Source organism: Collinsella aerofaciens, assembly GCF_040915545.1.
Classification (GTDB): domain Bacteria; phylum Actinomycetota; class Coriobacteriia; order Coriobacteriales; family Coriobacteriaceae; genus Collinsella; species Collinsella aerofaciens_BE.
Genome location: NZ_JBCPDH010000006.1, coordinates 1 through 22247, shown reverse-complemented (window position 1 = coordinate 22247; position 22247 = coordinate 1). Strand labels below are relative to the sequence as shown.

General features: G+C 61.4%; 22 protein-coding genes. 15 read left to right on the top strand and 7 right to left on the bottom strand.

Translation table 11 applies throughout. The features are described from left to right. Window positions 1–21: 21 nt before the first annotated feature. Together AB5202_RS03330 and AB5202_RS03325 are read right to left on the bottom strand one after the other, a co-directional pair. Window positions 22–1065, bottom strand: a complete 1044-nt coding sequence (locus tag AB5202_RS03330) for a hypothetical protein (protein WP_195361393.1) — start codon at window positions 1063–1065, stop codon at window positions 22–24. Further along, on the bottom strand, window positions 1065–2141 hold the full coding sequence (locus AB5202_RS03325; RefSeq protein ID WP_035136915.1) for a tetratricopeptide repeat protein: 1077 nt from the start codon (window positions 2139–2141) through the stop codon (window positions 1065–1067). Before AB5202_RS03325 ends, AB5202_RS03330 begins: the two co-directional genes overlap by 1 nt. 500 nt (window positions 2142–2641) lie before the next feature. Between AB5202_RS03325 and AB5202_RS03320 the strand changes: the two genes are divergently transcribed. From AB5202_RS03320 to AB5202_RS03295, 6 genes are all read left to right on the top strand, one after another. Then, window positions 2642–3865: an iron-containing alcohol dehydrogenase gene (locus AB5202_RS03320; RefSeq protein WP_035136916.1), complete on the top strand. Its 1224-nt coding sequence runs from the start codon at window positions 2642–2644 to the stop codon at window positions 3863–3865. Between the two features lie 83 nt (window positions 3866–3948). Continuing rightward, window positions 3949–5049 carry a glycerol dehydrogenase gene (locus AB5202_RS03315; protein WP_368144305.1) on the top strand — a complete coding sequence of 367 codons (1101 nt, stop codon included), beginning with the start codon at window positions 3949–3951 and terminating at the stop codon, window positions 5047–5049. A 147-nt stretch (window positions 5050–5196) separates the two neighbouring features. Continuing rightward, window positions 5197–6264, top strand: a complete 1068-nt coding sequence (locus AB5202_RS03310) for a glycerol dehydrogenase (protein WP_368147480.1) — start codon at window positions 5197–5199, stop codon at window positions 6262–6264. A 151-nt stretch (window positions 6265–6415) separates the two neighbouring features. Further along, window positions 6416–7669, top strand: coding sequence for a 4Fe-4S binding protein (locus tag AB5202_RS03305; RefSeq protein ID WP_368144306.1), 1254 nt, complete (start codon window positions 6416–6418; stop codon window positions 7667–7669). Window positions 7670–7783: 114 nt separating this feature from the next. Beyond that, window positions 7784–8860 (top strand): redox-regulated ATPase YchF, encoded by a 1077-nt coding sequence (gene ychF, locus AB5202_RS03300; protein WP_035136922.1) that lies wholly within the window; start codon window positions 7784–7786, stop codon window positions 8858–8860. Window positions 8861–8871: 11 nt separating this feature from the next. Then, window positions 8872–9255 carry a DUF1648 domain-containing protein gene (locus AB5202_RS03295; protein ID WP_161160566.1) on the top strand — a complete coding sequence of 128 codons (384 nt, stop codon included), beginning with the start codon at window positions 8872–8874 and terminating at the stop codon, window positions 9253–9255. A gap of 9 nt (window positions 9256–9264) precedes the next feature. On the opposite strand, the gene AB5202_RS03290 is transcribed toward AB5202_RS03295, so the two are convergent. Then, complete coding sequence (locus tag AB5202_RS03290) at window positions 9265–9654, bottom strand: hypothetical protein (RefSeq protein ID WP_368144468.1); 390 nt, start codon at window positions 9652–9654, stop codon at window positions 9265–9267. A 76-nt stretch (window positions 9655–9730) separates the two neighbouring features. Between AB5202_RS03290 and AB5202_RS03285 the strand changes: the two genes are divergently transcribed. Then, window positions 9731–9949: a helix-turn-helix domain-containing protein gene (locus tag AB5202_RS03285; protein ID WP_215675233.1), complete on the top strand. Its 219-nt coding sequence runs from the start codon at window positions 9731–9733 to the stop codon at window positions 9947–9949. A gap of 21 nt (window positions 9950–9970) precedes the next feature. Here the strand turns inward: AB5202_RS03285 and AB5202_RS03280 are convergent, their stop codons facing one another. Further along, on the bottom strand, window positions 9971–10984 hold the full coding sequence (locus tag AB5202_RS03280; RefSeq protein WP_368144470.1) for an asparaginase: 1014 nt from the start codon (window positions 10982–10984) through the stop codon (window positions 9971–9973). Between the two features lie 266 nt (window positions 10985–11250). Between AB5202_RS03280 and guaA the strand changes: the two genes are divergently transcribed. Continuing rightward, a complete protein-coding gene (gene guaA / locus AB5202_RS03275; RefSeq protein ID WP_152068629.1) occupies window positions 11251–12849 on the top strand; it encodes a glutamine-hydrolyzing GMP synthase in 1599 nt (532 codons plus the stop codon). Between the two features lie 257 nt (window positions 12850–13106). Here the strand turns inward: guaA and AB5202_RS03270 are convergent, their stop codons facing one another. Beyond that, window positions 13107–13532, bottom strand: a complete 426-nt coding sequence (locus AB5202_RS03270) for a hypothetical protein (RefSeq protein WP_368144472.1) — start codon at window positions 13530–13532, stop codon at window positions 13107–13109. A 59-nt stretch (window positions 13533–13591) separates the two neighbouring features. On the opposite strand from AB5202_RS03270, the gene AB5202_RS03265 reads away from it, so the two are divergent. The 7 genes from AB5202_RS03265 (at window position 13592) to AB5202_RS03235 (ending at window position 21087) form a co-directional block, all read left to right on the top strand. Beyond that, window positions 13592–16333 (top strand): PRD domain-containing protein, encoded by a 2742-nt coding sequence (locus tag AB5202_RS03265; protein ID WP_368144473.1) that lies wholly within the window; start codon window positions 13592–13594, stop codon window positions 16331–16333. A 123-nt stretch (window positions 16334–16456) separates the two neighbouring features. Further along, window positions 16457–16930, top strand: coding sequence for a PTS sugar transporter subunit IIB (locus AB5202_RS03260; RefSeq protein WP_368144475.1), 474 nt, complete (start codon window positions 16457–16459; stop codon window positions 16928–16930). A gap of 9 nt (window positions 16931–16939) precedes the next feature. Continuing rightward, complete coding sequence (locus tag AB5202_RS03255) at window positions 16940–17725, top strand: PTS mannose/fructose/sorbose/N-acetylgalactosamine transporter subunit IIC (RefSeq protein ID WP_368144476.1); 786 nt, start codon at window positions 16940–16942, stop codon at window positions 17723–17725. 2 nt (window positions 17726–17727) lie between these two features. Continuing rightward, on the top strand, window positions 17728–18561 hold the full coding sequence (locus tag AB5202_RS03250; protein ID WP_368144478.1) for a PTS system mannose/fructose/sorbose family transporter subunit IID: 834 nt from the start codon (window positions 17728–17730) through the stop codon (window positions 18559–18561). 26 nt (window positions 18562–18587) lie between these two features. Beyond that, entirely contained in the window at window positions 18588–18986 is a 399-nt protein-coding gene (locus AB5202_RS03245; RefSeq protein WP_368144479.1) for a PTS sugar transporter subunit IIA, read from the top strand. Between the two features lie 12 nt (window positions 18987–18998). Next, window positions 18999–20123, top strand: coding sequence for a glycoside hydrolase family 172 protein (locus tag AB5202_RS03240; RefSeq protein WP_172676343.1), 1125 nt, complete (start codon window positions 18999–19001; stop codon window positions 20121–20123). A 79-nt stretch (window positions 20124–20202) separates the two neighbouring features. After that, complete coding sequence (locus AB5202_RS03235) at window positions 20203–21087, top strand: ROK family protein (protein WP_368144480.1); 885 nt, start codon at window positions 20203–20205, stop codon at window positions 21085–21087. Between the two features lie 96 nt (window positions 21088–21183). Here the strand turns inward: AB5202_RS03235 and AB5202_RS03230 are convergent, their stop codons facing one another. Both AB5202_RS03230 and AB5202_RS03225 read right to left on the bottom strand, forming a co-directional pair. Continuing rightward, window positions 21184–22014, bottom strand: coding sequence for a class I SAM-dependent methyltransferase (locus AB5202_RS03230; protein ID WP_368144481.1), 831 nt, complete (start codon window positions 22012–22014; stop codon window positions 21184–21186). An 11-nt stretch (window positions 22015–22025) separates the two neighbouring features. Then, on the bottom strand, window positions 22026–22247 hold a 222-nt coding region (locus tag AB5202_RS03225; RefSeq protein WP_368147478.1), incomplete at its 5' end, for a hypothetical protein.

Here is a 22247-nt window from a genome sequence, read left to right as displayed (position 1 = left end):
ATGGTCGGGTCGAGTGCGTCACTAAAATCCGTAGCGGCGCGCAAATTCCTGGGCAAGCTGCGATACATCTTCGCAGGCGTTGGCCCAGGGGGCAAAGTCGGGAGTGTCCGAGATAATACCGTCCGCTTCCCAAACGGCCTGGTGCGAAAGATCCCAGGGATCGTGTGGCTCGGGCCGGCAGGGAAGGTACGGTGTCTGGTACATGGGGTTCAGTAAGAAGAACGCGCCACCCTCGCAGCGGTTGGCGAACTCACGCAGCGCGCGTGTCGCCGGGCGCATCTTGTTTGTTTTGAACAGCAGAATCGTGCGGGCGAGCAGATACCAAGGAGAGTTCTCGAGGGCATCGGCCCCCATCTGCTCCTCGAGCTGGTGGGCCAGGGCAAAAAAGCCGTCCTCGTCTTCCAAGCGAGCGAGGGCGAGTAACACGGTGCCTGCCGCTCGGGTGGGATAGCCTTCCGCCTTAAGAACACGGCGAGAATAGTTGACGGCAGCACGGTAGCGGGCGCTCGCCATGCACAGCTGCGAGATGGCCTCGAGTGTGTGAAGCCACCCGATAAGCGCCGGCTCGCTCACGGTGAGCTCTGCCGCCGTCACGCCGTCCGTCAAAACTTTGTTGGCCCAGTAGTGCGGGGCCTCCATATCGAACCCGGGCACGCTTTGCTGCAGGTAATCGGCCGTGGTTGCCTCGAGCTTCATCAGGTCGCCCAGGCAGGCGTCAACGGGTGTGTCGGCCAGGATGATGGCGAGCAGCTGCGCGTCGACGGTCAGTGCGTCGACGCGGACAATCTTGAGCAGCTCATCGCGCATGTCGTCGAACAGGCGATTGCGCGTCTGCTCAAACTCCTCGTCGCTGCCCATATCTTCGATGCGATGGAGCTCGTCGAGCAGGTGGCGATGAACACCGGCATAGGACAGCAGCGCCTGGGCATGCTCGGACTGCGCGTACTTTTGGGGATTCGCACTAATGTCGTTATGGACAAGCTCGCGTGCTGCATCGGTGAGCTCGGGGTGCGACGCCAGATAGGTGCGCTCCAGGTAGGCGGGGATGTAGACGCTCGGATCCATTAGAGGTCTCCTCCCTTAAATGGAAGCCCCTGCTCGGCTGCGCGCAGGATGCGCTCGTCGATTTGGGAGCGCACGATGTCGTTGGTGGCGACCCAGGCGGCAAAGCTGGCGTTGTCGGGGGCGCCCAGGCCCTCCTGCAGTACCGGCGTCGCCTCGGACAGCGCAAGGACAAGCTCGTCGGTGGAGCCCACACCCACGTTGACGCGGGCATAGACGCCATCGGGAAACTCGGTTTGGAAGTAGAGTGCCTCGGCTGCGTGCGGACACGAGCGCACAAGGATACGCAGGTAGTGCTCGGCGCCCTCGTAGTCCAGTTCGCGCCAAGCCGTGCTCATCAGCGCGATGAGCGTCCACGGGTCCAAGTCGCGCTCCGCATCTTTGGGGCGGCGGCGCAGTGGGGTATTCGCGAGGTACGGCACGGAGTGTGCGGAGCGAAAGCGCTTGAGCTCCTCGGCGGGGTATTCGAGCTTTGCCATGGCGAGCATCGCGGTGTGGCGGACACCAGCGGGGTCGTTGGGCGCAAAGTCCAAGCTGCGATTCGCGGCTTCGAGCGACATGCGATAGCGGCCGCTAATGAGGGCGCGCGATGCCAAGGCGGCAAGCCAGCGCAGATAGGGGCGGCGCGTAAGGTCGCCTGCGGCCTCGCGCTCGTAGGGGTCCTGGGCCGAGGCGATTTTGAGCGCTAGGTCGTGCTCGACCTCATCGCACTTGGACACCAGGTACTGTACGTATTCCTCGTTGGATTCGGCGGTGAGTGCCGTCAGCATGCGCTGAGCGTCCCAGTTGGCCGGATCGAGTGCGGCCGCCTCGCGGAGCATGTTCTCGGCAGCTGTCTCTTCTTGCTCTGCCTGGGTATCGTCAGGGATAAAGGGAATGCGGTAGTCGACAGCCTCGACCACCTTGGCAATGAGGTGCCCGGCACGGTCGCGGTCGTGCACGATGAGCGGTGCGGGGTTGCGGGTGAATTGTTCCATCAGACGCTCTACGGCGGCAGCGTCGGTGAGCGGGATATTGTCGCGGCGCAAGGCCTCAAGAACGAGGCGATGGCAATCCTCTTGAATGGGATCGAATGCCATGGGGCCTCCTTTGCTGCGGTTAGGGTTCAAATGTTTCTATATAAGGTTCTAGTTTACCCGCATGTGGCACACCGGGGGTGCCGCACTTGGACTTGCACCTTTGCACCACGAAGACGGATGTCGCACAAATGTCGGCACCTTGGACGACCGAGTGGTATCACGGTGCCGCAAACGGTCGATTTTTGGCGGCGAACGGTGCATATTTTGGAGGGGCACCGTCCTGCCCAGGATATGTAGTCAACCTTGATAAAACGTTTGCCCAGCTTGGGAGTATGAATGCCGCACAAGGGTCTTCAGGGATAGAAAAAACGTTTCATCATTGGCGGCTTTAGGTGAATAACTGACCAACCAGAACGGTAAAATAGTGTTTGTCTGAGCGTTGAGACGTTTAGACATCGCGCATTGTCATCGCCGGCAACGCGCAAACCGGTCCTAACGGAGCCAATTGGGTGCTCCGTTATATACGCAAGTCTAAGAGGGGCTTGTTTAGGAGGCACAGTATGGGACGTTTTACCAATCCTCGCGATCTGTACTTTGGTGAGGGCGCTCGCCACGAGGTGAAGAACCTCAAGGGCAAGAAGGCCATCATCGTTTCTGGCGGCAGCTCTATGCGCCGCGGCGGGTTCCTGCAGGACGTCGAGGCCGACCTCAAAGAGGGCGGCTTCGAGGTCAAGCTGTTCGAGGGCGTCGAGTCCGATCCGTCCATCGAGACGGTCATGAAGGGCGCCGAGGCCATGCGCGAGTTCGAGCCCGACTGGATTATCGCCATCGGCGGCGGCTCGCCCATCGATGCCGCTAAGGCCATGTGGGTCTTCTACGAGTATCCCGAGGAGTCCTTCGATAACATCATCCAGCCGTTCAGCTTCCCCGAGCTGCGTCAGAAGGCTCACTTCTGCGCCATCTCCTCTACCTCCGGTACCGCTACCGAGGTCACTGCCTTCTCCGTCATCACCGACTACGCCAAGGGCATCAAGTACCCGCTGGCCGACTTCAACATCACCCCTGATGTCGCCATCGTCGACCCCGAGCTCACCTACACCATGCCCGCCAAGCTGTGCGCTCACACCGGCATGGACGCTCTGACCCACTGCATGGAGGCCTACGTTTCCACCTGCGCCTCTATGTTCACCGATGCCAACGCTCTGCACGGCATCCGCGAGATCGTCGAGTGGCTGCCCAAGTCCTATGCTGGCGACCATGAGGCCCGTCAGCACATGCACGAGGCTCAGTGCATCGCCGGTATCGCCTTCTCCTCGGGCCTGCTCGGCATCGTTCACTCCATGGCTCACAAGACCGGTGCTGCCTTCGAGAACGGCCACATCATCCACGGTGCTGCTAACGCCATGTACCTGGGCAAGGTCATCCAGTGGAACTCCAAGGATCCCCGTGCTGCCGAGCGTTACGCTTACGTGGCCAAGGAGATCCTGCACCTTCCCGGCGAGACCAACGAGGAGCTCATCGCTGCACTCGTCCAGAAGATTCGCGACCTCAACGACCAGCTCAACATTCCGCAGTCCATCAAGGATTACGCGAATGGTGGCGTGAAGGTCGACGCCGAGAACCCGCAGATGGTTTCCGAGGAGGAGTTCCTCGCCAAGCTGCCCGAGATCGCCGCGAACGCCGAGCAGGACGCCTGCACGCCCGAGAACCCGCGTGAGACCAAGGCTGCCGACTTCGAGAAGATCCTCAAGGCCTGCTACTACGACACCGACATCGATTTCTAATCGACTCTTGTTATCGTAACGAGGGGCTCCGCACGTATCTGTACGGAGCCCCTTTCTTTTTTCTTTTAGAGAATGGGATAGTTATGGCTGCAATTTTCAATAGCCCCAGCAAGTACATCCAGGGTCCGGACGAGCTCGCCAAGCTCGGCTCTTACGTTGAGCCGCTCGGCGCTAAGGCCCTCGTCATCGTGACGCCTTCGGGCAAGAAGCGCGTCGGTGCCAAGATCGAGGGCGGTTTTACCGAGGCTAAGGCCGAGCTGCTGTTTGAGGACTTTAACGGCGAGTGCTCCAAGGGCGAGGTCGATCGCCTGGTTGCGCTCGCTCGCGACAACGGTTGCGACATCATCGTCGGCGTCGGTGGCGGCAAGATCCTCGACACCGCGAAGGCCGTCGCCTATTACCTGGAGTCCCCGGTTATCATTTGCCCCACCATTGCTTCGACCGATGCCCCGTGTTCGGCGCTTTCGGTGCTCTATACCGATGACGGCCAGTTCGACAAATACCTCTTCCTTAAGGCAAACCCCAATATCGTCCTTATGGATACGACGGTTATCGCGGCGAGCCCGGTGCGCCTGACGGTTTCCGGTATGGGCGATGCGCTCGCAACCTATTTCGAGGCTCAGGCGACGCACGATGCCGACGGCGGCACCTGCGCCGGCGGCAAGGGCGGAATGGCCGGTCTGGCGCTCGCCAAGCTCTGCTACGAGACGCTTATGGCCGATGGCGTCAAGGCCAAGGTCGCGCTGGAGAAGGGCGCGCTCACGCCTGCCGTCGAGCACATCATTGAGGCCAATACGCTGCTTTCGGGCATTGGCTTTGAGAGCTCGGGCCTTGCCGCTGCTCATGCCATCCACAATGGTCTGACGATGCTGCCCGAGTGCCACGGCATGTATCACGGCGAGAAGGTCGCCTTCGGCACTATCGTCCAGCTGGTACTCGAGGATGCCCCGACCGAGAAGCTCGAGGAAGTCTTGGGCTTCTGCATTGAGCTTGGCCTGCCGGTCACGATGAAGGAACTTGGCGTTGCCGAGCTTACGCGCGAGCAGGCCATGATTGTTGCCGAGGCCGCCTGCGCACCCGATGACACCATGTGCAACATGCCCTTTGAGGTGACGCCCGAGATGGTCGCAAACGCCATCCTGGGTGCCGACGCGCTGGGCCACTACTATCTCATGGATGAGTAAATCAAGCTAAGGAAGGGGCAAAGCTAACAGATGACTTTGCCCCTTTTTGCTATGGTGCAAACTAACCTGGCCCCTTCGCACCAAGTTGGTGCAAAGGGGCCAGGTTACTTTGCACCAATCGTTGTTTGATGAAGGGCGGATTCTCGTATGGCGCTTCCTATGGTTTACGGCGGTCCCGGCCGGTATGTTCAGGGGCCGGGCGAACTGTCGCGTCAAGGCAGGTATTTGTCATGGTTGGGCTGCGCTGCCTATGTCTTGTTTGACCAGGGCACCGAGGATCGGCTGTGCAGGCAGATCGTCGATGGATTTCTGGACGAAGATCTAAGCGAGCCGTTCTTTAAGATTTATGACGGTCCGTGTACGGAAGAGGCCGTTGTCGAAATGGCTAAGGAAGCCCAGGCCGAGTATTGCGACATGGTGGTGGGCATTGGCGGCGGCAAGATGCTCGATATCGCCAAGGCCGTTGCGTTTTATGCCGAGTTGCCGTTGTGCGTATGCCCCACGGCGGCGTCGATGGATGGTCCGTGCAGCGCGATTTCGGTGCTGTATCACGAGGATGGGTCGTTCGACCGCTATCTGATGCTCGAGAAGAATCCAGATCTGGTCGTGGTCGATACCAGCGTGGTCGCGGCGGCCCCGCTGCGTATGACGGTCGCCGGTATGGGCGATGCGCTGGCAACGTACTTCGAGGCGCGTTCGTGCGCCGCGGCGCACGGTGCCAACGAGCACGGTGGCACGCCGGGGCACTTGGCTCTGGTTGCGGCTCGTGCCTGCTATGACACGCTCATGGAGTGCGGCGTCGCTGCCAAGCGCGATCTCAGAAAGGGACGTATATCGCCGGCGGTTGAGCGTCTGATCGAGTGCAATATTCTGCTCTCGGGTGTTGGCTTTGAGAGTGGCGGCCTAGCGCTCGCCCATGCCATTGCCAACGGCCTGACGATTTTGCCCGAGTGCAAGGCCATGCATGGTGAGGCCGTGGCATTTGGCCTGGTGGTGCAGCTGCGCCTGGAGCGTGCGCCCGAGCTTGATCAGGTGCTCGAGTTTTGCCAGCGCGTTGGTCTGCCGACGACGCTCGAGGAGCTGGGTCTTGGCGAGATTTCCGATGCCGATCTGCAGGGTGTTGCAAATGCGGTCTTTAGAAACGAGCGTAATATGGCCAACGAGCAGGCCAAGGTGACCAAACAAAAGCTCATGCAGCTCATGTGCGAGGCATAGCTTGGCACTTGATTGACCTTGTGCAATCGAGGCGGCGATAGGCCATAGGCTATTTGCCGCAAAGATGCGCCGCGTGTAATTTGCCCGAGGCGCGGGCCGATAGCGTATCATTATCTCTTGCTTGTTTGCACTGCTCAGGGAGGGGCCGCGCATGGCGCAGGAACACGATCTGTTTGATGACATTATCGAGATCAGCAAGGGTTTCGACTTTCTTAAAAACCCGCTTGGCGGCGTGACCGATGCACTCGATCCGTCGGCGCCGCAGTGGAATCCTGCCGACTACAAGGAGCGTCCGCGCGGTAACACCATTCCGTGCCTGACCTGCAAAAACGAAAAGAGCAGCTGCACCGCGTGCATGGACGTGTGCCCGGTCAACGCTATCGAGGTCGAGGAAGACTCCATCGAGATCCTCGACTCCTGTCGCAAGTGCGGTCTGTGCGCCGCTGCTTGCCCGACGGAGGCGATCATCTCTCCGCGCCTTGCACCCAAAAACGTCTACGATGACATTGTCTCGGCGGCTACGAGCCACGAGACCGCCTACGTTACCTGCACGCGTGCCCTTAAGCGCATGCCGCGCGAGAACGAGGTCGTCGTCGCCTGCGTGGGCGATATTACGGCAGAGACTTGGTTTTCGGTACTGGCCGACTATCCCAACGTGAGTGTGTACCTGCCGTTGGGCGTGTGCGATAAATGCCGCAACACCGGCGGTGAGGATATTCTGGGCGAGGCGATTGCGAAGGCCGAGGAGTGGTCCGGCACGGGTATGGGCCTGGAGGTCGACCCCAAGAGCCTCAAGTGCCATAAGCGCCGCGAGTACGAGCGCAAGGAGTACATGGAAAAGATCGCCCGCACCACGGGCCTGACGGTGACCAAGCTCAATCCGGCGACGGCGGCGCTGGCTTCGGTGACGCAAAAGCTCAAGGCCCATCGCCATCAGATTACCCAGCTGGAGCGCACGCTCAACACCATGTGCGGCACCACGACGACCAAGCGTCGCCGTTCGCTCACGCACGGGCGCCAACTGGTGCTCTCGACGTTGCAAAACCACCCCGAGCTTGCCCAGAACATGCAGGTGAGCACGCCGGAGTGCGATTTTGACAAGTGCACGTCGTGCGGCGAGTGCGTCAATGTATGCCCCACGTTCGCCTGCGATTTGGTGGGAAGCGGCCGCTTTGCGTTGGAGTCGACGTATTGCTTGGGCTGCGGTGCCTGCGTCAAGGTGTGCCCCGAGCATGCGCTCAAGTTGGTTGAGCATGACGCGTCCAATCTGGTCGTCGTCGACCCCGAGGCCGAGGAAAAGGCCGCCCAGAAGGCGAAGGCTCACGAAGAAGCTGAGAAGGTCAAGGCCGAAGCAAAGGCCAAGCTCGACAAGATGCTCGATCAGGTGGAGAAGCTCGCGGACTAGCCAGCGACCCCAATCTTTGCTTCATTTGCGCCGCCGCGGTGTCCGGATTCGCCCGGATGCTGCGGCGGCGCTATACTTATACAGTTTGAAGTACCTGTACCAAAAGGAGCTGTCGTGTCCCTTTCCATCGGTATCGTGGGCCTGCCCAACGTGGGCAAGTCGACGCTGTTCACCGCGCTTACCAAAAAGACCGGCCTTGCCGCCAACTACCCGTTCGCCACGATCGACCCCAACGTGGGTATCGTCGACGTGCCCGATAGCCGCCTGCAAAAGCTTGCCGACATCGTCAACCCGGGCCGCATTGTGCCGGCTACGGTCGAGTTTGTCGACATCGCGGGCCTGGTGAAGGGTGCCAACGAGGGCGAGGGCCTGGGCAACCAGTTCTTGGCAAACATCCGCGAGACCGATGCCATCTGCGAGGTCGTGCGCTACTTTAAGGACCCCAACGTCATGCGTGAGGTGGGCCGCACGGGCGAGTTCGTCGATCCTGCCGGCGATGCCGACACCATCATGACCGAGCTCATCCTGGCCGATATGGGCACGCTCGAGAAGCAGCTGCCTAAGCTCGAGAAGGAGGCCAAGCGCGACAAGGAGCTCATGCCCAAGTTTGAGGTCGCCAAGCGCCTGCTTGCCTGGCTCAACGAAGGCAAGCGCGCCGCGTCCATGGAGATGACCGACGAGGAGCGTGCCGCTGCCAAGGGCCTGTTCCTGCTCACCATGAAGCCCATCCTGTATGTGGCCAACGTGGACGAGGATATGCTCAACGACGATCTGGCGCCCATCGATGGCGTCAAGCCGCTGCCCATCTGCGCCAAGATCGAGGCCGAGCTTTCCGAGCTCGATCCCGAGGACGCTGCCGACTACCTGGAGAGCCTGGGCCTGGAGCAGCCCGGTCTGGACGTGCTCGCGCAGGCGGCCTATAAGCTGCTCGGCCTGCAGTCGTTCTTTACGGCCGGCGAGATGGAGGTCAAGGCCTGGACGGTTCGTCAGGGCGCGACCGCCCCGCAGGCCGCCGGCGTCATCCACACCGACTTTGAGCGCGGCTTTATTAAGGCCGAGGTCATTGGCTACGACGACTACATCGAGCTCGGCGGCGAGCAGGGCGCCAAGGCCGCCGGCAAGCTGCGTATTGAGGGCAAGGACTATGTCATGGCCGATGGCGACGTCGTGCACTTCCGCTTTAACGTGTAAGGACGACGCATATGTTTAAATATGGCAAAAAAGCCGGCTACATGGGCATCGCGCTGCTCGTACTTGCGGTGATTCCGCTGGTGGTTGCAGCGTGTGTTATCCCCAACATTGGCCCCGAGGTGGCAACGAAGTTTAACGCAGCCGGCGAGGTGACGCGCTGGGGTAAGAGCTACGAGCTGCTGGCACTGCCGGTGCTCAACCTGCTGCTGAGCGTGGCGACGTACTTTACGGCGGGACGCCAGGCAAAGAACAACGAGGACTCCGCTGTGATGGCACGTCTTGCGTGCGAGCGCTACCTGCGCAACGGCTGCATCACGGGCGTGTTCCTCAACGTAATCAACGTCTACTTTATGTATTCGGCGATTACTGGAACGGGCTTTGGCTTTGGTTTCTAGCTTGTCCTTTTAGGCAACGAGCCTGCACGCATATTCAATGGCTGCTGCGAGGCCGCCGCTCGATCGTGGTTTAAAGACCATGTCGGCGGCGGCCTCGTTTTCGTATCCGGCGCCGCGAAGGGCGAGTGCGATACCGGCTTCTAAAAGGAGCGGCAGGCCGCGTTGGCTGGTTGCGATTACGGCAACCTGATTGAGCGAGCAGCCGTGCGTTTGGCATTGAATGGCAAGTTCACCTTGCGCCGGGCAAGGGGCCAGAACGGCGGCGACGCGACTTGATAGCAATGTAAATGCTGTGCGCTCATCGGGCGAAAGGCATTCAGCTTCAACGACGACGAGCTTGGGCGGCGCGCTGTTTGTGCGAAGCGTGGCTCGGTACATGCGGACCGAAGAACCCGACATAGAAAACTCCTGTGTATTCGGCAAAACGTAAACTATAGTTTACGTTTATGTTCGGCTCCATTTCAAACTCGGCTGCATGGACGAACGTGCGAAACAGATTCTTGGCAGGCGGGTCGAAGAGACACGCAGGGACCTTGGTATCTCCAAGGTTGATTTTTGTGTGGCGACAGGAATCAGCCGGCCCTACCTCGACCGAATCGAAGATGGGACGGCAAATTTCACGCTCAGGGTTCTATTTAAGATCGCGCCCGCACTCGGCATGACGGTGTCAGAGCTTCTCGAGGGCATTGAATAGAAGATGCCTATTGACCGGTGGTTACACCATCGGGATGCGGTCGTGGTTGACTTGGCTGTAGAACAGGCGCTGGATTTCGGTGGCATCGCGTGACTGGCCGAGTGCCCACATGGTCTTGGCCACAAGCGTCTCGGTGGTCATGTCATCGCCGCGCAGAATGCCCGGATGATCGGCGTAAGCGCGGCCGACCTCATAAACGCCCAGATCGAGGCCCTCTTCGGGGACCTGCGTGGTCATAACGACGGTGCGGCCCGAATCGACCCAGCGGAAAATCGCCTCCTGGAATGACTCGCCGGACTCGCCAAACTCGGGGATACCGCCAATGCCAAAGGTCTCCAGAATCACGGCGTCGTAGCTATCGGCTAGGGCGTCCAGGATACCCGGGTTCACACCGGGCGTAAGCTTGAGTACAAATACGCGCGGGTCGATGCTGTCGTAGAAACGCACCGGGTTTTCGCCCTGATGCGTGCCGTGGAGTCCGTTGCGCACGATGCGGTCGTTGCGGATATAGGCGATGGGCGGATAATTGACGCTAATGAACGCGTTAAAGCTCATGGTGCGTTGCTTGCGGGCGCGCGTGCCGGCAATGGCGACGCCACCAAACACAATCGACACATCGTGCGAATGCTCGTCGAGCGCATAGAGCAGGCTCTGGTACAGGTTGAGCTTGGCGTCGGTAAAGGGATTGCCCATGGGCTTTTGCGAGCCGGTGAGCACGATAGGCTTGGGGCTGTCCTGAATCAGATAGGAAAGCGCCGCCGCGGTGTAGCTCATGGTGTCGGTGCCGTGCAGAATCACGAAGCCGTCGTGGTCGGCATAGCCCTTGACGATGACGTCGCGGATACGCATCCAGTCACTGGGGCGCATATTGGTGCTGTCGATGTTCATGGGCTGCACGACGTCGAGCTCGCAGAGGCCCGAGATCTCGGGGACGCTCTGGGCGAGCTCCTCACCGGTCAGGGCGGGGGAGAGGCCGTTGCCGTCCTCGGTCGATGCGATGGTGCCGCCCGTGGCGATGAGAAGGATGCGCTTCATGCTGGTATTCCTATCGTATTTGCCGCCGCAGGGGCGGAGTCGTTCGGCAGTATTGTGGCACAGGGCGTCCAATGTTCAAACGTATTACATCATCTGTAACGTTTGGTAACACTTCAATTGCCGTCAAATAGGGCCCAGGTCGTGCGTTTGCCGTGCGCTGATGGCTGCGAGGGACGAGAAACCCCATATAACGTGTACACTATGAAAGCTATTTCGTTCATTCACGCGGGTGGGCATCGGCTCCCCGCCAACAAGAGGGGGAAACCATGGATCAAAAGGCTTCCGCAAAGGTCCTCGTACTCGACTTTGGTGCGCAGTACGGTCAGCTCATTGCCCGTCGCGTCCGCGACCTCAACGTGTATTCCGAGATTGTCCCCTGCGACATCTCGGCCGACGAGATTCGCGAGATGAACGCCTCTGCGCTCATCCTTTCCGGCGGTCCGGCTTCCGTGTACGCCGAGGACGCTCCGTCCATCGATCCTGCCATCTTTGACCTGGGCCTTCCCGTCCTGGGCTTCTGCTACGGCCATCAGATCACGGCAGTGACGCTCGGCGGCAAGGTCGGCCACTCCGAGGTGGGCGAGTATGGCCGCGCCACCATCACGCGCACGGCTGGTGCCAAGCTCTTTAACTCCACACCCATGGAGCAGACCGTGTGGATGAGCCATCGCGACGCCGTGTCCGAGGTGCCCGAGGGCTTTACCGTTACCGCCAGCACCGACGTGTGTCCGGTTGCCGCCATGGAGTGCCCCGAGCGCAAGATCTTCACCACGCAGTTCCACCCCGAGGTCAAGCATTCCGAGTACGGTCAGCAGCTGCTGAGCAACTTCCTGTTTGAGATCTGCGGCCTGGAGCCCAACTGGAGCATGGACAACCTGGTCGAGACCATGACGGCCGAGTTCCGCGAGAAGGTCGGCGACGACCGCGTGATTCTGGCCCTGTCCGGTGGCGTCGACTCCTCCGTCGTGGCTGCGCTGGGCGCTCGCGCCGTGGGCAAGCAGATGACCTGCGTGTTCATCAACCACGGTCTGCTGCGCAAGGGCGAGCCCGAGCAGGTGGAGGAGGTCTTCACCAAGCAGTTTGACGTCGACTTTATCCACGTCCACGCCGAGGACCGCTATGCCGAGCTTCTGGCCGGCGTGACCGAGCCCGAGGAGAAGCGCCGCATCATCGGTACGCAGTTCTGGAAAGAGTTCTTCGCCGTGGCGCAGCAGCTCGAGACCGATGGCAAGCCGGTCAAGTACCTGGCTCAGGGCACCATCTACCCCGACATCATCGAGTCCGGCGCTCGCAAGACGGGTGGCAAGACGGCCACCATCAAGAGCCATCACAATCTGATCCCGTTCCCCGAGGGCGTGCACTTCGACCTCATCGAGCCGCTCGACCACTTCTTTAAGGACGAGGTCCGCGCGCTCGGTCTGGCGCTGGGCCTGCCGGGTCACATCGTGTTCCGCCAGCCTTTCCCGGGCCCGGGTCTGGCCATCCGCATCATCGGCGCGGTCGACAAGGAGAAGCTCGAGATCCTCAAGAACGCCGACGCTATCGTGCGCGAGGAGCTGGATGCTTACAACCAGCGTCTGTTTGAGCAGACCGGCGAGCGCAACTCCGAGCACAGCTGCTGGCAGTATTTCGCGGTCCTGCCCGACATTAAGTCCGTCGGCGTTATGGGCGACGAGCGCACTTATCAGCGCCCGATCATCCTGCGCGCCGTCGAGTCCAGCGATGCCATGACCGCCGACTGGGCCAAGCTGCCCTACGACGTGCTGGCCCGCATCTCCGGCCGCATCGTTGCCGAGGTTCCCGGCGCCAACCGCGTGTGCTACGACATCACGTCCAAGCCGCCCGCGACCATCGAGTGGGAATAAACGATATTCGTTGATTTCAAGCCTCTGACCTGCGAAAACAGGTCGGGGGCTTCTTATTTTGCAACCACTGTGCAACCTTTGCGGTTTCGCGTCCCGTGAACAGGGGACGTAGCACTGTTCACGTCTGGGCCCATGTCGGCACCGATCATTGCCCGAGCTGCTTCTGCTTGCGCTTCAGCTTCCGCTGCTCGAAGCACGTCGCCCGGTGTTCCTCGCCAGAGGAGAGCTGGCCGTTCCTTGCGAAACCGCGAGACCAGCTATATCCGCTTGCTGGGGGCTTGCTTGAGCCAGTTCCTCTTGAAAGAGCCTATACCTCCGAAGAACTTGTTGTACGTCTCACCGTTCTCCTTGGCCTCGCACTTGACCAAGGCAAGTTCGATGGTGCAGAGGTAATCCGCCACTTGCTCGAGGCGGTAGTCGGTCATCGAGGTCTTGCGGCGTCGGACGACCCCTTTTGAGAGGACCTTGCCCACCGAGTCGTCTCGCCCGCGGAACAGAAGGAGCGCATCCTCGCGACCTTCGGCGACCTGTGCTGCGAGATGGAGGGCTGCACCATCGTGCAGGGCCCTTTCCAAAGCGAAGTGTCGAGCCGAAGTGTTGAGCGTCGGCCCTGAATGTTCAATGGCCGTTGTTTTCTGCCCCTCAAGTGGTGAACTTCTCCTCGGGGCTGTTGATTCCCCCACGCGCCCCCTTCCGTTCTCTGTGTTCCCCTTATACTCCTTGTACAAGGAGGTAAGAAGTCATGGACAAGACCGCACAGGACAGCTTGGCAAAGAAGCCCGTCGACATGAGGGACAGGATTCTCGAGCATCTCGAGGCCCTCACCTCTGCCGTCTCGCTCGACGACCTTGCCCGTCTGTCCACCTCCGACATCGCCGAGACGCTCATCATCTCCAGGAGTCTGGCGAGCCAGTACCTCAACGACCTTGTTCGCGCCGGCCTTGTGGTTAAGGTGGCGGGCAGGCCTGTCCGTTATTTTCATCGCCGCGCGTTCCAGAAGCGTTTTCAGGTAAAGCTCTCTGCAAGCGAGTACGCCTCGCTCGCCGACCTCATCCAGGCGACGGGAATCGCCGATCACCGTGACTTCGCGCGTGCCGTGGGCTTTGACCTGAGCCTCAGCTCCGTTGTCGAGCAGTGCAAGGCTGCGGTTCAGTACCCTCCGTTCGGCCTGCCCATCCTCTTGAGCGGCGGCGTGGGTGTCGGCAAGTCTTTCCTTTCTCGTCTTGTGTACGAGTACGGCAAGAACCAGGGCTTGCTGTCCCGCGACTCCTCCTATGTGCGCATCGACTGCGCCGGGGTCCCGGACGCCGCCTCGTTCAACCGGCTTCTTGACGAGTCGATCGCGAAATCACGCGGGGGTGTGGTTTTTGTCAACGGCATCGAGGCACTCTCTCCCTCTGCGATGGAGCACTGCCTTGCGACGGCCCTCGGGCTCGATGCCTCCCAGGATGCGCCGCGCGCTCGCCTCGTTCTTTCGACGACGCTTTCCGCCGATGACCTGAAGGTTTCCTCGGCCTACAGCAAAATGCCCATCTGTGCCCGCGTCCCCTCACTCAAGGAGCGGACCCCCGAGGAGCGCGAGGATCTCATCTTGAGCTTCCTGCGCAGCGAGGGGTGCCGAATCGGTTCTGATGTGAAGATTAGCCGCGGCGCATACCGTTGCCTCGTGAACGCGGACTTTTCCGATAACATCGCCGGCTTGCGCGCCTGCGTGACGAACTGCTGCGCCAAAGCGTTCCTCAATCGCGAGGGCGACTACGTCGTCGTTCGCCCGTATCTTCTTCCCAGCGGGCTCCTCTCCTCCGCGCAGATCGATCAACAGCCCGACGATGGCGTTCTGATCGACGCGTCCCTGGATGCCGCCGAGAGCACAGGGCCGGTCGAGCAGGCGCTCGATGCCCTGTGCTCTCTCGATGAGCGATTCTGCGCCGGGGAGCTCTCTGTCTCCGAGCTCGTCTCGCAAGCTGTCTCCGCTGTGCGCGGCGTTGAGGATCACTTGATCTTCGGCCGCGGCGTTACCTCCTCGAGGTCGCGCGCCTTCGAGCGCATCGTGGGCGCGGTCCTTGCCGACGCAGGCTCTTCTTATGGCATCGAGCTTTCGAGGAAGGTCGCTTTTCTACTGGCCCAGGAGATTTGCCTGCAGTTGTGGCCGGGCATCGGCCTGGCTAAGCGAAAGTCTGCCTGTGCGGAGCAAATCTCCCATCTCCTCGGTGCCGTGACCTCCGAATTACCGTTTGCCTCGAGCGTCTCCGATGAGGTCGCCGCAGACGTGGAAGGGGCGCTGGGAATCTCGCTCGATCACTTCACGAAGACGCTTCTGACGCTGTGCGTTGCATCGGAGTCTCGCGACGCGAAGGCCCTTCGAACGCTCTGCGTCATCTTGTCCCACGGCTACTCAACGGCGACGAGCATCGCCGACGCGGCGAACCGTATGCTCGGCATGCATGTGTACGAGGCGGTCGACATGCCCTACGACCAGCAGCTGAAGGACATCGTCGGTCCGCTCCAGCGCCTCGTCGACCGCCATTCCTACTGCACCGGGGTCGTGTTCCTCGTCGACATGGGATCCTTGGAGGAGGCCTATAAGGCCCTCGAGAACGTTACCGACTCCACTATCGGCGTGGTGAACAACGTCTCTACCGGTCTTGCGCTCGAGATCGGGATCGGGCTGCTCGGCGGCAAGTCCATCGCCGAGGTTCTTGGCGATGCGACCGCCGCGTGCGTGACGCACTGCAAGGTGATCGAGCGCGTCAACCGTGAGGACGCCATCGTCTTCTGCTCCGAGTCCGGGGTCGACGCCGCGGAGAGGATACGCCAGCTCGTCTCGCAGAGCCTCCCGCGCACCATAGGCGCGCGCCTGCTCACGAGGCCCTTCAAGCAGCTCGTCGCGAACGGGTCGAACGACGCCGTTTTCTCCGAGCACCGCGTCTGCGCCGTCATCGGCACGGGAGACCCCGGGGTCGCCTCCATCCCCTTCGTCGCCCTCGAGGACATCATGTCGACGGCGTCCGCCTCTAAGGTCGATGCCGTGTTCGGCAGGTGGCTTGACGCTTCCGAGCTCTCTTCTTTCCACGAGAAGCTGCTCTCGAACATGACGCTGCAGAACGTCATCCGCTCCATCACCATCCTCGACCCGGAGCGGCTATTCCACGAGATCGAGAGCGCCGTGCACGAGCTTCAGCGCAGGACAGGCGAGAAGATCGGCAGCAACGCCATCATTGGGCTCTACGTCCACCTCTGCTGTCTCGTCGAGCGCCTTGTTACCAGAAACCCCATTGAGACCTACGTTGGCCAGGACCGCTTCGAGGAGGAGCGTGCCGATTTCATCGAGTCCTTCAGGCAGAGCTTCTCGAGCATCTCGACGCGCTATCGCGTAGAGGTTCCCGTAAGCGAGATCGCATATGTCTTCGACTACATAAGCGTGAGCGCCGCCCCGGCGCGAGAAGAGCGCCTCGGCTCCTCGGACCTCCTGCTCGACGAGTGACCTTCCCCGCGCCGCCGCAAGCTGACCGCGCGTCCTCAATAATCCGATAACCCCTTGCCCGGCGCGAATCCGGATAGCGCCGAGGCAGTACCGAACGTAAAACTTCATTTGATAGGAGCAAACATGAGTGTTGTTATGGCACGAATCGACAATCGCCTGCTTCACGGCATCATCGTGACGCAGTGGGCCCCGGTGTCGGGCGCGACCCGAGTCATGGTCATCGACGACAAGGTCGCCGGCGACGAGGTCCTGAAGTCCACTATGAGGATGGCGCGCCCCGCGGGCATGGCCGTCTCGATCATCTCCGAGGAGACCGCGCTCAAGAACTTCGCGGCGGGCAAGTACGACCGCGAGAAGGTCTTTGTCATCGCCAAGGAGCCCGAGACGATCCTTCACCTGGTCGAGTTGGGCATCGAGCTCCCGTCGCTGATCGTCGGCGGCTCTCTTGTCAAGGAGGGCGGCGTCCAGCTCACCCAGCGCGCCTATGCCTCCGCCGAGAACGTCCAGAGCTACAAGGCGCTCATCGCCCGCGGCGTCAAGGTGACGGCACAGTTCGTGCCCGCCGACAAGCCCGTCTCCGTCGCCGACCTCATCTAAGGAGGGATCATGGTCAACTTCACTATCCTGCAGGTCGTCCTTTTGACCCTGCTTGCCTTCATCAAGCACGTGGACTACTACGGCATCCCGATGATCTTCGTCAACTATGCCGTCTTCTGGGGTCTTATCACCGGCGTCGTCATGGGCGACTGGCAGACCGGCCTCGTCATCGGCGGCACCATCCAGCTCATGCAGCTCGGCGTCGCGGGCTTCGGCGGCTCGTCGATTCCCGACTACGGCACGATGGCCATCATCGCCACCGCCTACGGCGTGACCCTGGGCGCGGACACGGGCCTCGCCATCGGCCTGCCGGTCGGCATGCTCGGCATCCAGCTCGACGTCATCGTCAAGATCCTCAACGGCTTCGTCGTCGAGAAGTCCCAGAAGTTCTGCGACGAGGGCAAGTTCAAGCAGATGAACGCCATCCTGTGGGTCTGCCCCGTGCTCTTCGGCCTGTGCGCCGCCTTGCCCGTCTTTGTCTCCGTGACCCTCGGCCAGCCCGCCGTCAACTGGCTCCTCGAGGTTATGCCCCAGTGGTTCCTTTCCGGCCTCACCCTCGCCGGCAAGATGCTCCCGGCCGTCGGCATCGCGATGCTGCTGCGTTACATGCCCACTGGCAAGTACTTCCAGTACCTGCTCGCCGGCTTCTTCCTCTCGGCCTTCCTGAACGTGCCCATCATCGGCGCCGCCATCGTCGGCGTTGCCCTCGCGATCGCGTTCTACCAGCGTGCCGAGAGGGACACCGAGTTCGCCGCCCACGCTTCCGCAGACGCCTTCATCGGAGAGGATGAGTAACCATGGAAAACGAGAACATCACCGCCGTCGCCGAGGGCAAGCCCTCCGGCTACAAGGTCACCAAGAAGGACCTGCGCAACGCGAACTGGCGCTGGCTCATGAGCGTGTGCACCTTCAACTACCAGACCCAGCAGGGCGCCTCAGTCGCCTACGCCCTCTCGCCGGTCCTGAGGAAGATCTACACGAACGACGAGGACTATAAGCAAGCGCTCAACAACCACTTCCGCTACTACAACACCCAGCCTTGGCTCGCCGCCATCATCCTTGGCGCCTGCGTGGCCATGGAGGAACGCGACGGCCTAGCGGCGGCGGACGCCGTCCAAGACCTGAAGATCGGCACCATGGGACCGCTCGCCGGCGTCGGCGACTCCCTGCTCATGACCATGATCCCGACCATCATGGGCTCCATCGCCGCCTACATGGCCATCGAGGGCAACCCCGTGGGAGCCGGCATCTGGTTCGCGCTCATCCTGGCCATCTTCTGGATCCGCATGCACGCCCTCGAGTTCGGCTACAAGCAGGGCGTGAAGCTCGTCACCGACTTCAGCGAGAAGCTTCCCAACCTCACTGCCGCCGCCTCCGTGCTCGGCCTCACCGTGGTCGGCTGCCTCATCGCCTCGGTCATCGGCGTCACCTGCCCGATTAGCTTCAGCTTCGGCGACGTCTCGATGGAGATTCAGCCGCTGCTCGACAAGATCCTGCCTGCCATGATCCCCGCCGCCATCACGGGAAGCGCGTATTACCTTCTTACCAAGAAGAACGCGAGCATGACGGCCCTCATCCTCGTGGTGATCGTCCTCGGGATGGTCGCCTCCGCCGCCGGCATCCTTGCCTAGCTTCGACCCAAGAGATTGGTGAATCAATGAGAAAGATAGTTGTGGCGAGCCATTCCCTTCTCGCCCAGGGCTTCAAGGACACCCTCGAGTTTCTTACGGGTAAGAGCGACGCCGTCAACGCCGTGTGCGCCTACGTGAACGACAACGGCGAGGGGCTCGACGCGGCGGTCGAGGCGGCTCTTTCGGGCACTGACGAGGTCGTCGTCCTCACCGACGCGTACGGCGGCAGCGTGAACCAGCGCTTTTCCCGCTTCGCCTCCGACCGGATCCACGTGATCGCGGGTGTCAACCTCCCGCTCGCCATGACGGTCGCGCTCGCGCGCCCCGACGAGAAACTCGACTTCGACGCCCTCGTCAACGAGGCGCGCCAGCAGATCATCTACGTGAACGGTGCCAGTTCCGCCGAGTGCGACGACGACGAATAGAGGAGGTCGACGATGAGAGAGTTCCTTAAGGACGTGTGGATGCACGGCGGTGAGGAAAGCCGCGCCATCACCCCCGAGAACATCACGGGCGAGAAGGGCCGCGCCGCCATGTCGGCCAGCCACCTCGGCGTCGGCCGCAAGGGCTCGTGCTGCGTGCCCCTTGAGTCCGGCGAGACCATCACGCTCGCGGATATCGAGGGCCCCGGCATCATCCGCCACATCTGGATGACCGTCCCCGACAAGACCGCCGCCGGCAGCTTCGTCATGCGTGACCTCGTGCTGCGCTTCTACTGGGATGACGAGGAGACCCCCTCGGTCGAGTGCCCTGTCGGCGACTTCTTCTGCAACGGCTTCGGTGAGCGCGCCATCGTCAACTCGATGCCCATCTGCGTGAACCCGACGGGCGGCATGAACTGCTACTTCGAGATGCCCTTCAGGAAGCACGCCAAGGTCACGCTTACGAGCGAGCACCCCGGGTTCATTAAGTACATCTTCTACACGTTCAACTACGCGCTCACCGACGTGCCGGACGACGCCATGTACTTCCACGCCCGCTTTAACCGCGAGCGCAGCACTCGCAGGGGCGTCGACTACACCGTGCTCGACGGCGTGCGCGGCAAGGGCTACTACGTCGGCACCTACATGGCCCTGTGCGCCCTGGAGCGCTATTGGTGGGGCGAGGGCGAGATGAAGTTCTTCCTCGACGGCGACGAGGAGTTCCCCACGGTCACCTCGACGGGAGCCGAGGACTACTTCGGCGGTGCCTGGGCCTTCCTCGACAGGCCGCCCCACGCGCTGCCCGAGGCGCAGTGCTTCAACACGCTGTTCGCCGGCTACCCGTACCGCTCGACGCGCGACGCCACGCGCGACCGCTTCAGCGCGGGCAAGCCGAACCCGAACCCGATGCTCGCGACCAACGACGACGCGCTTCCCAGGCACGGCCTCTACAGGTGGCACCTTCCCGATCCGATCTCGTTCAAGGAGGACCTGCGCGTGACGTTCCAGGACCTCGGCAACGACGACATCAAGCTCTACGAGCGCGAGGACGACATCTCCACCGTCGCCTACTGGTACCAAAGCGAGCCGCACGCCGTGCTCGCCCCGTTTGCCGCAAGGCAGGACCGCGTGCCCAGGTAGGGTCGCCTCGAAACAAGCCAACGTTATGGGCGCCCGCGGTTGACCATGACTGCGGGCGTCCCTTTGTAAGGAGGATCACATGAGCGAAAAGCAAATGAGGCTCGGCGCCCTCGAGGCCGGCGGGACCAAGATGGTCTGTGCCGTGGTGTCCGGCGACGGCGAGGTCCTCGACCGTATGGAGACCCCGACGCTTACGCCCGCCGAGACCGTCCCGCAGATGATCGAGTGGTTCACCGCCCGCGATGTGGACGCGTTGGGCATCGGCGCCTTCGGCCCGACCTGCGTCGACCCCAACGACGAGCGCTACGGCTCCATCCTCCAGACGCCCAAGCTCGCGTGGCGAGGCCATGGTCTTCGCGCCGCGTTCGCCGACGCCCTCGGGATTCCGGTGGCCTACGACACGGACGTGAACGTTGCCTGCCTCGGCGAAGGGGTCTTCGGCTGCTGCAAGGGGCTCGAGGACGCCGTCTACGTGACCATCGGCACCGGCGTGGGCGCGGGCGTCATGTGCGCGGGCAGGCTCCTTCACGGCATGCTGCACCCCGAGGCCGGCCACATGCTGGTAAGGACCCGTCCCACCGAGGAGGGACGCTGCGTCTGCCCGAGCCACGCGAGCTGTCTCGAGGGCCTCGCCTCCGGCCCCGCCATCGCCGCGCGCTGGGGAAAGCCCGCGGCCGAGCTCGCGGACAACGATGAGGTGTGGGCGCTCGAGGGGGATTATCTGGGGCAGATGTGCGCGAACCTCGTGCTCATGTACTCGCCTCGCCGCATCGTCCTCGGCGGCGGCGTGATGCACCAGGAGCAGCTCTACGGCATCGTCCGCAAGAAGACCCTCGAATATCTGGGTGGCTACATCCAGACCGCCGAGCTTAAGGACATGGAGAGCTACATCTGCGCCCCGGGCTGCGGCGGCGACCAAGGAATCCTCGGCGCGGCCGAGCTGGCAAGAAGGACGCTCGCGTAACTTGCGCTCTCTCCGCCATACAACGCGTTAAGAAAAGATGAGCGCTTCTTGCCAATTGGGCGGCAAGAAGCGCTCATCTTTTGCATTTTTTGTCTCTCAAAATCTTATTTTCACGATTTGCATTTTCATCCCGTTGTCACCGACCCTTGCGAGAAACCGGAAAAAGCCGCTGACAGAAGGGTCCCTCAAATCGTTGTAGCCCAGCATATAGCCGCGACTTGTGACCTGCAGACGGCTGTCCCACGTGCCGATTTCCTTGGCGGCATCCGAAACCGCAAAATATGCCCCCACATCCTTGATTTTCGCAGTCTTAAGCCATGTTTTTGCGATCATCTTTACCGCCGTCCGATTGGCAGCATCAAAGACCAGCACACTGCCGGGGAAAGCGTCCGCCATCCCCCGCACCAGTTCCCGGACCTGCTGGGTCAGAAAGTAATAGAACACCCCGGAGGCAAAGAACACCGCCCCGCCGGAGGCATCGATTTTGCTAAACCATGCGGTGTCTTTCAGGTCGCAGGGGATATTTTGTTCTCGATTCCCGGCGGGCAGTAGCTGCTGCCGCAAGGCAATCACATCCGGGAAGTCCAGATTGTAGATCTTGCATCTACCGTTGTCGCAGGTTCTGCCGGTGTTGTCCAGCCCGCAGCCCAGATTGACCACCGCCGCATTGGGGTGGCCTTTCAGGTAATCCCGCACCTCGAAAGCAAGATCACTCTGCCGTGTGGCCACCTCCAGCGCACCAAAGCGCTGCATCAGGCTACGGGAGTTTTTCTCTGCCTCTGAAAAGTCGTAGTCGATTTGGTCGAGCAGACGAACCGCTGTTTCATCCCTATAAAGGTTCGGGTACAGCTCCGTACACAGCTTCCGGGAATACAGCGGGAGGATCAGCGTCTCCTGAACGGTGTTTTTCTCAATTTTACATTTCATAGGTTTCTTCCTCAGTGAATAAAAACTGTCATAATTGCCGCCAGCACAGCCGCTATGACCGTCATGCCTATCGCCATGTGCAGGATGGATGCAAAAATACCCGTGCTTGATACCCTTACTTCCGCGCCGTGACGCAGAGCCACCTTTTCTTTTGGCTCTGTTAGACCAGGATTGACATTCCGCCCCGTCATCTTCTTGCGATTGCACAATGGTCGCCCTCTTGTCGGATTTGA

Coding starts and splice junctions, on each gene's coding strand:
- AB5202_RS03330 (WP_195361393.1), bottom strand. CDS start 1,065: ATGGATCCGAGCGTCTACATCCCCGCCTACCTGGAGCGCACCTATCTG.
- AB5202_RS03325 (WP_035136915.1), bottom strand. CDS start 2,141: ATGGCATTCGATCCCATTCAAGAGGATTGCCATCGCCTCGTTCTTGAG.
- AB5202_RS03320 (WP_035136916.1), top strand. CDS start 2,642: ATGGGACGTTTTACCAATCCTCGCGATCTGTACTTTGGTGAGGGCGCT.
- AB5202_RS03315 (WP_368144305.1), top strand. CDS start 3,949: ATGGCTGCAATTTTCAATAGCCCCAGCAAGTACATCCAGGGTCCGGAC.
- AB5202_RS03310 (WP_368147480.1), top strand. CDS start 5,197: ATGGCGCTTCCTATGGTTTACGGCGGTCCCGGCCGGTATGTTCAGGGG.
- AB5202_RS03305 (WP_368144306.1), top strand. CDS start 6,416: ATGGCGCAGGAACACGATCTGTTTGATGACATTATCGAGATCAGCAAG.
- AB5202_RS03295 (WP_161160566.1), top strand. CDS start 8,872: ATGTTTAAATATGGCAAAAAAGCCGGCTACATGGGCATCGCGCTGCTC.
- AB5202_RS03290 (WP_368144468.1), bottom strand. CDS start 9,654: ATGTCGGGTTCTTCGGTCCGCATGTACCGAGCCACGCTTCGCACAAAC.
- AB5202_RS03285 (WP_215675233.1), top strand. CDS start 9,731: ATGGACGAACGTGCGAAACAGATTCTTGGCAGGCGGGTCGAAGAGACA.
- AB5202_RS03280 (WP_368144470.1), bottom strand. CDS start 10,984: ATGAAGCGCATCCTTCTCATCGCCACGGGCGGCACCATCGCATCGACC.
- guaA (WP_152068629.1), top strand. CDS start 11,251: ATGGATCAAAAGGCTTCCGCAAAGGTCCTCGTACTCGACTTTGGTGCG.
- AB5202_RS03265 (WP_368144473.1), top strand. CDS start 13,592: ATGGACAAGACCGCACAGGACAGCTTGGCAAAGAAGCCCGTCGACATG.
- AB5202_RS03260 (WP_368144475.1), top strand. CDS start 16,457: ATGAGTGTTGTTATGGCACGAATCGACAATCGCCTGCTTCACGGCATC.
- AB5202_RS03255 (WP_368144476.1), top strand. CDS start 16,940: ATGGTCAACTTCACTATCCTGCAGGTCGTCCTTTTGACCCTGCTTGCC.
- AB5202_RS03250 (WP_368144478.1), top strand. CDS start 17,728: ATGGAAAACGAGAACATCACCGCCGTCGCCGAGGGCAAGCCCTCCGGC.
- AB5202_RS03245 (WP_368144479.1), top strand. CDS start 18,588: ATGAGAAAGATAGTTGTGGCGAGCCATTCCCTTCTCGCCCAGGGCTTC.
- AB5202_RS03240 (WP_172676343.1), top strand. CDS start 18,999: ATGAGAGAGTTCCTTAAGGACGTGTGGATGCACGGCGGTGAGGAAAGC.
- AB5202_RS03235 (WP_368144480.1), top strand. CDS start 20,203: ATGAGCGAAAAGCAAATGAGGCTCGGCGCCCTCGAGGCCGGCGGGACC.
- AB5202_RS03230 (WP_368144481.1), bottom strand. CDS start 22,014: ATGAAATGTAAAATTGAGAAAAACACCGTTCAGGAGACGCTGATCCTC.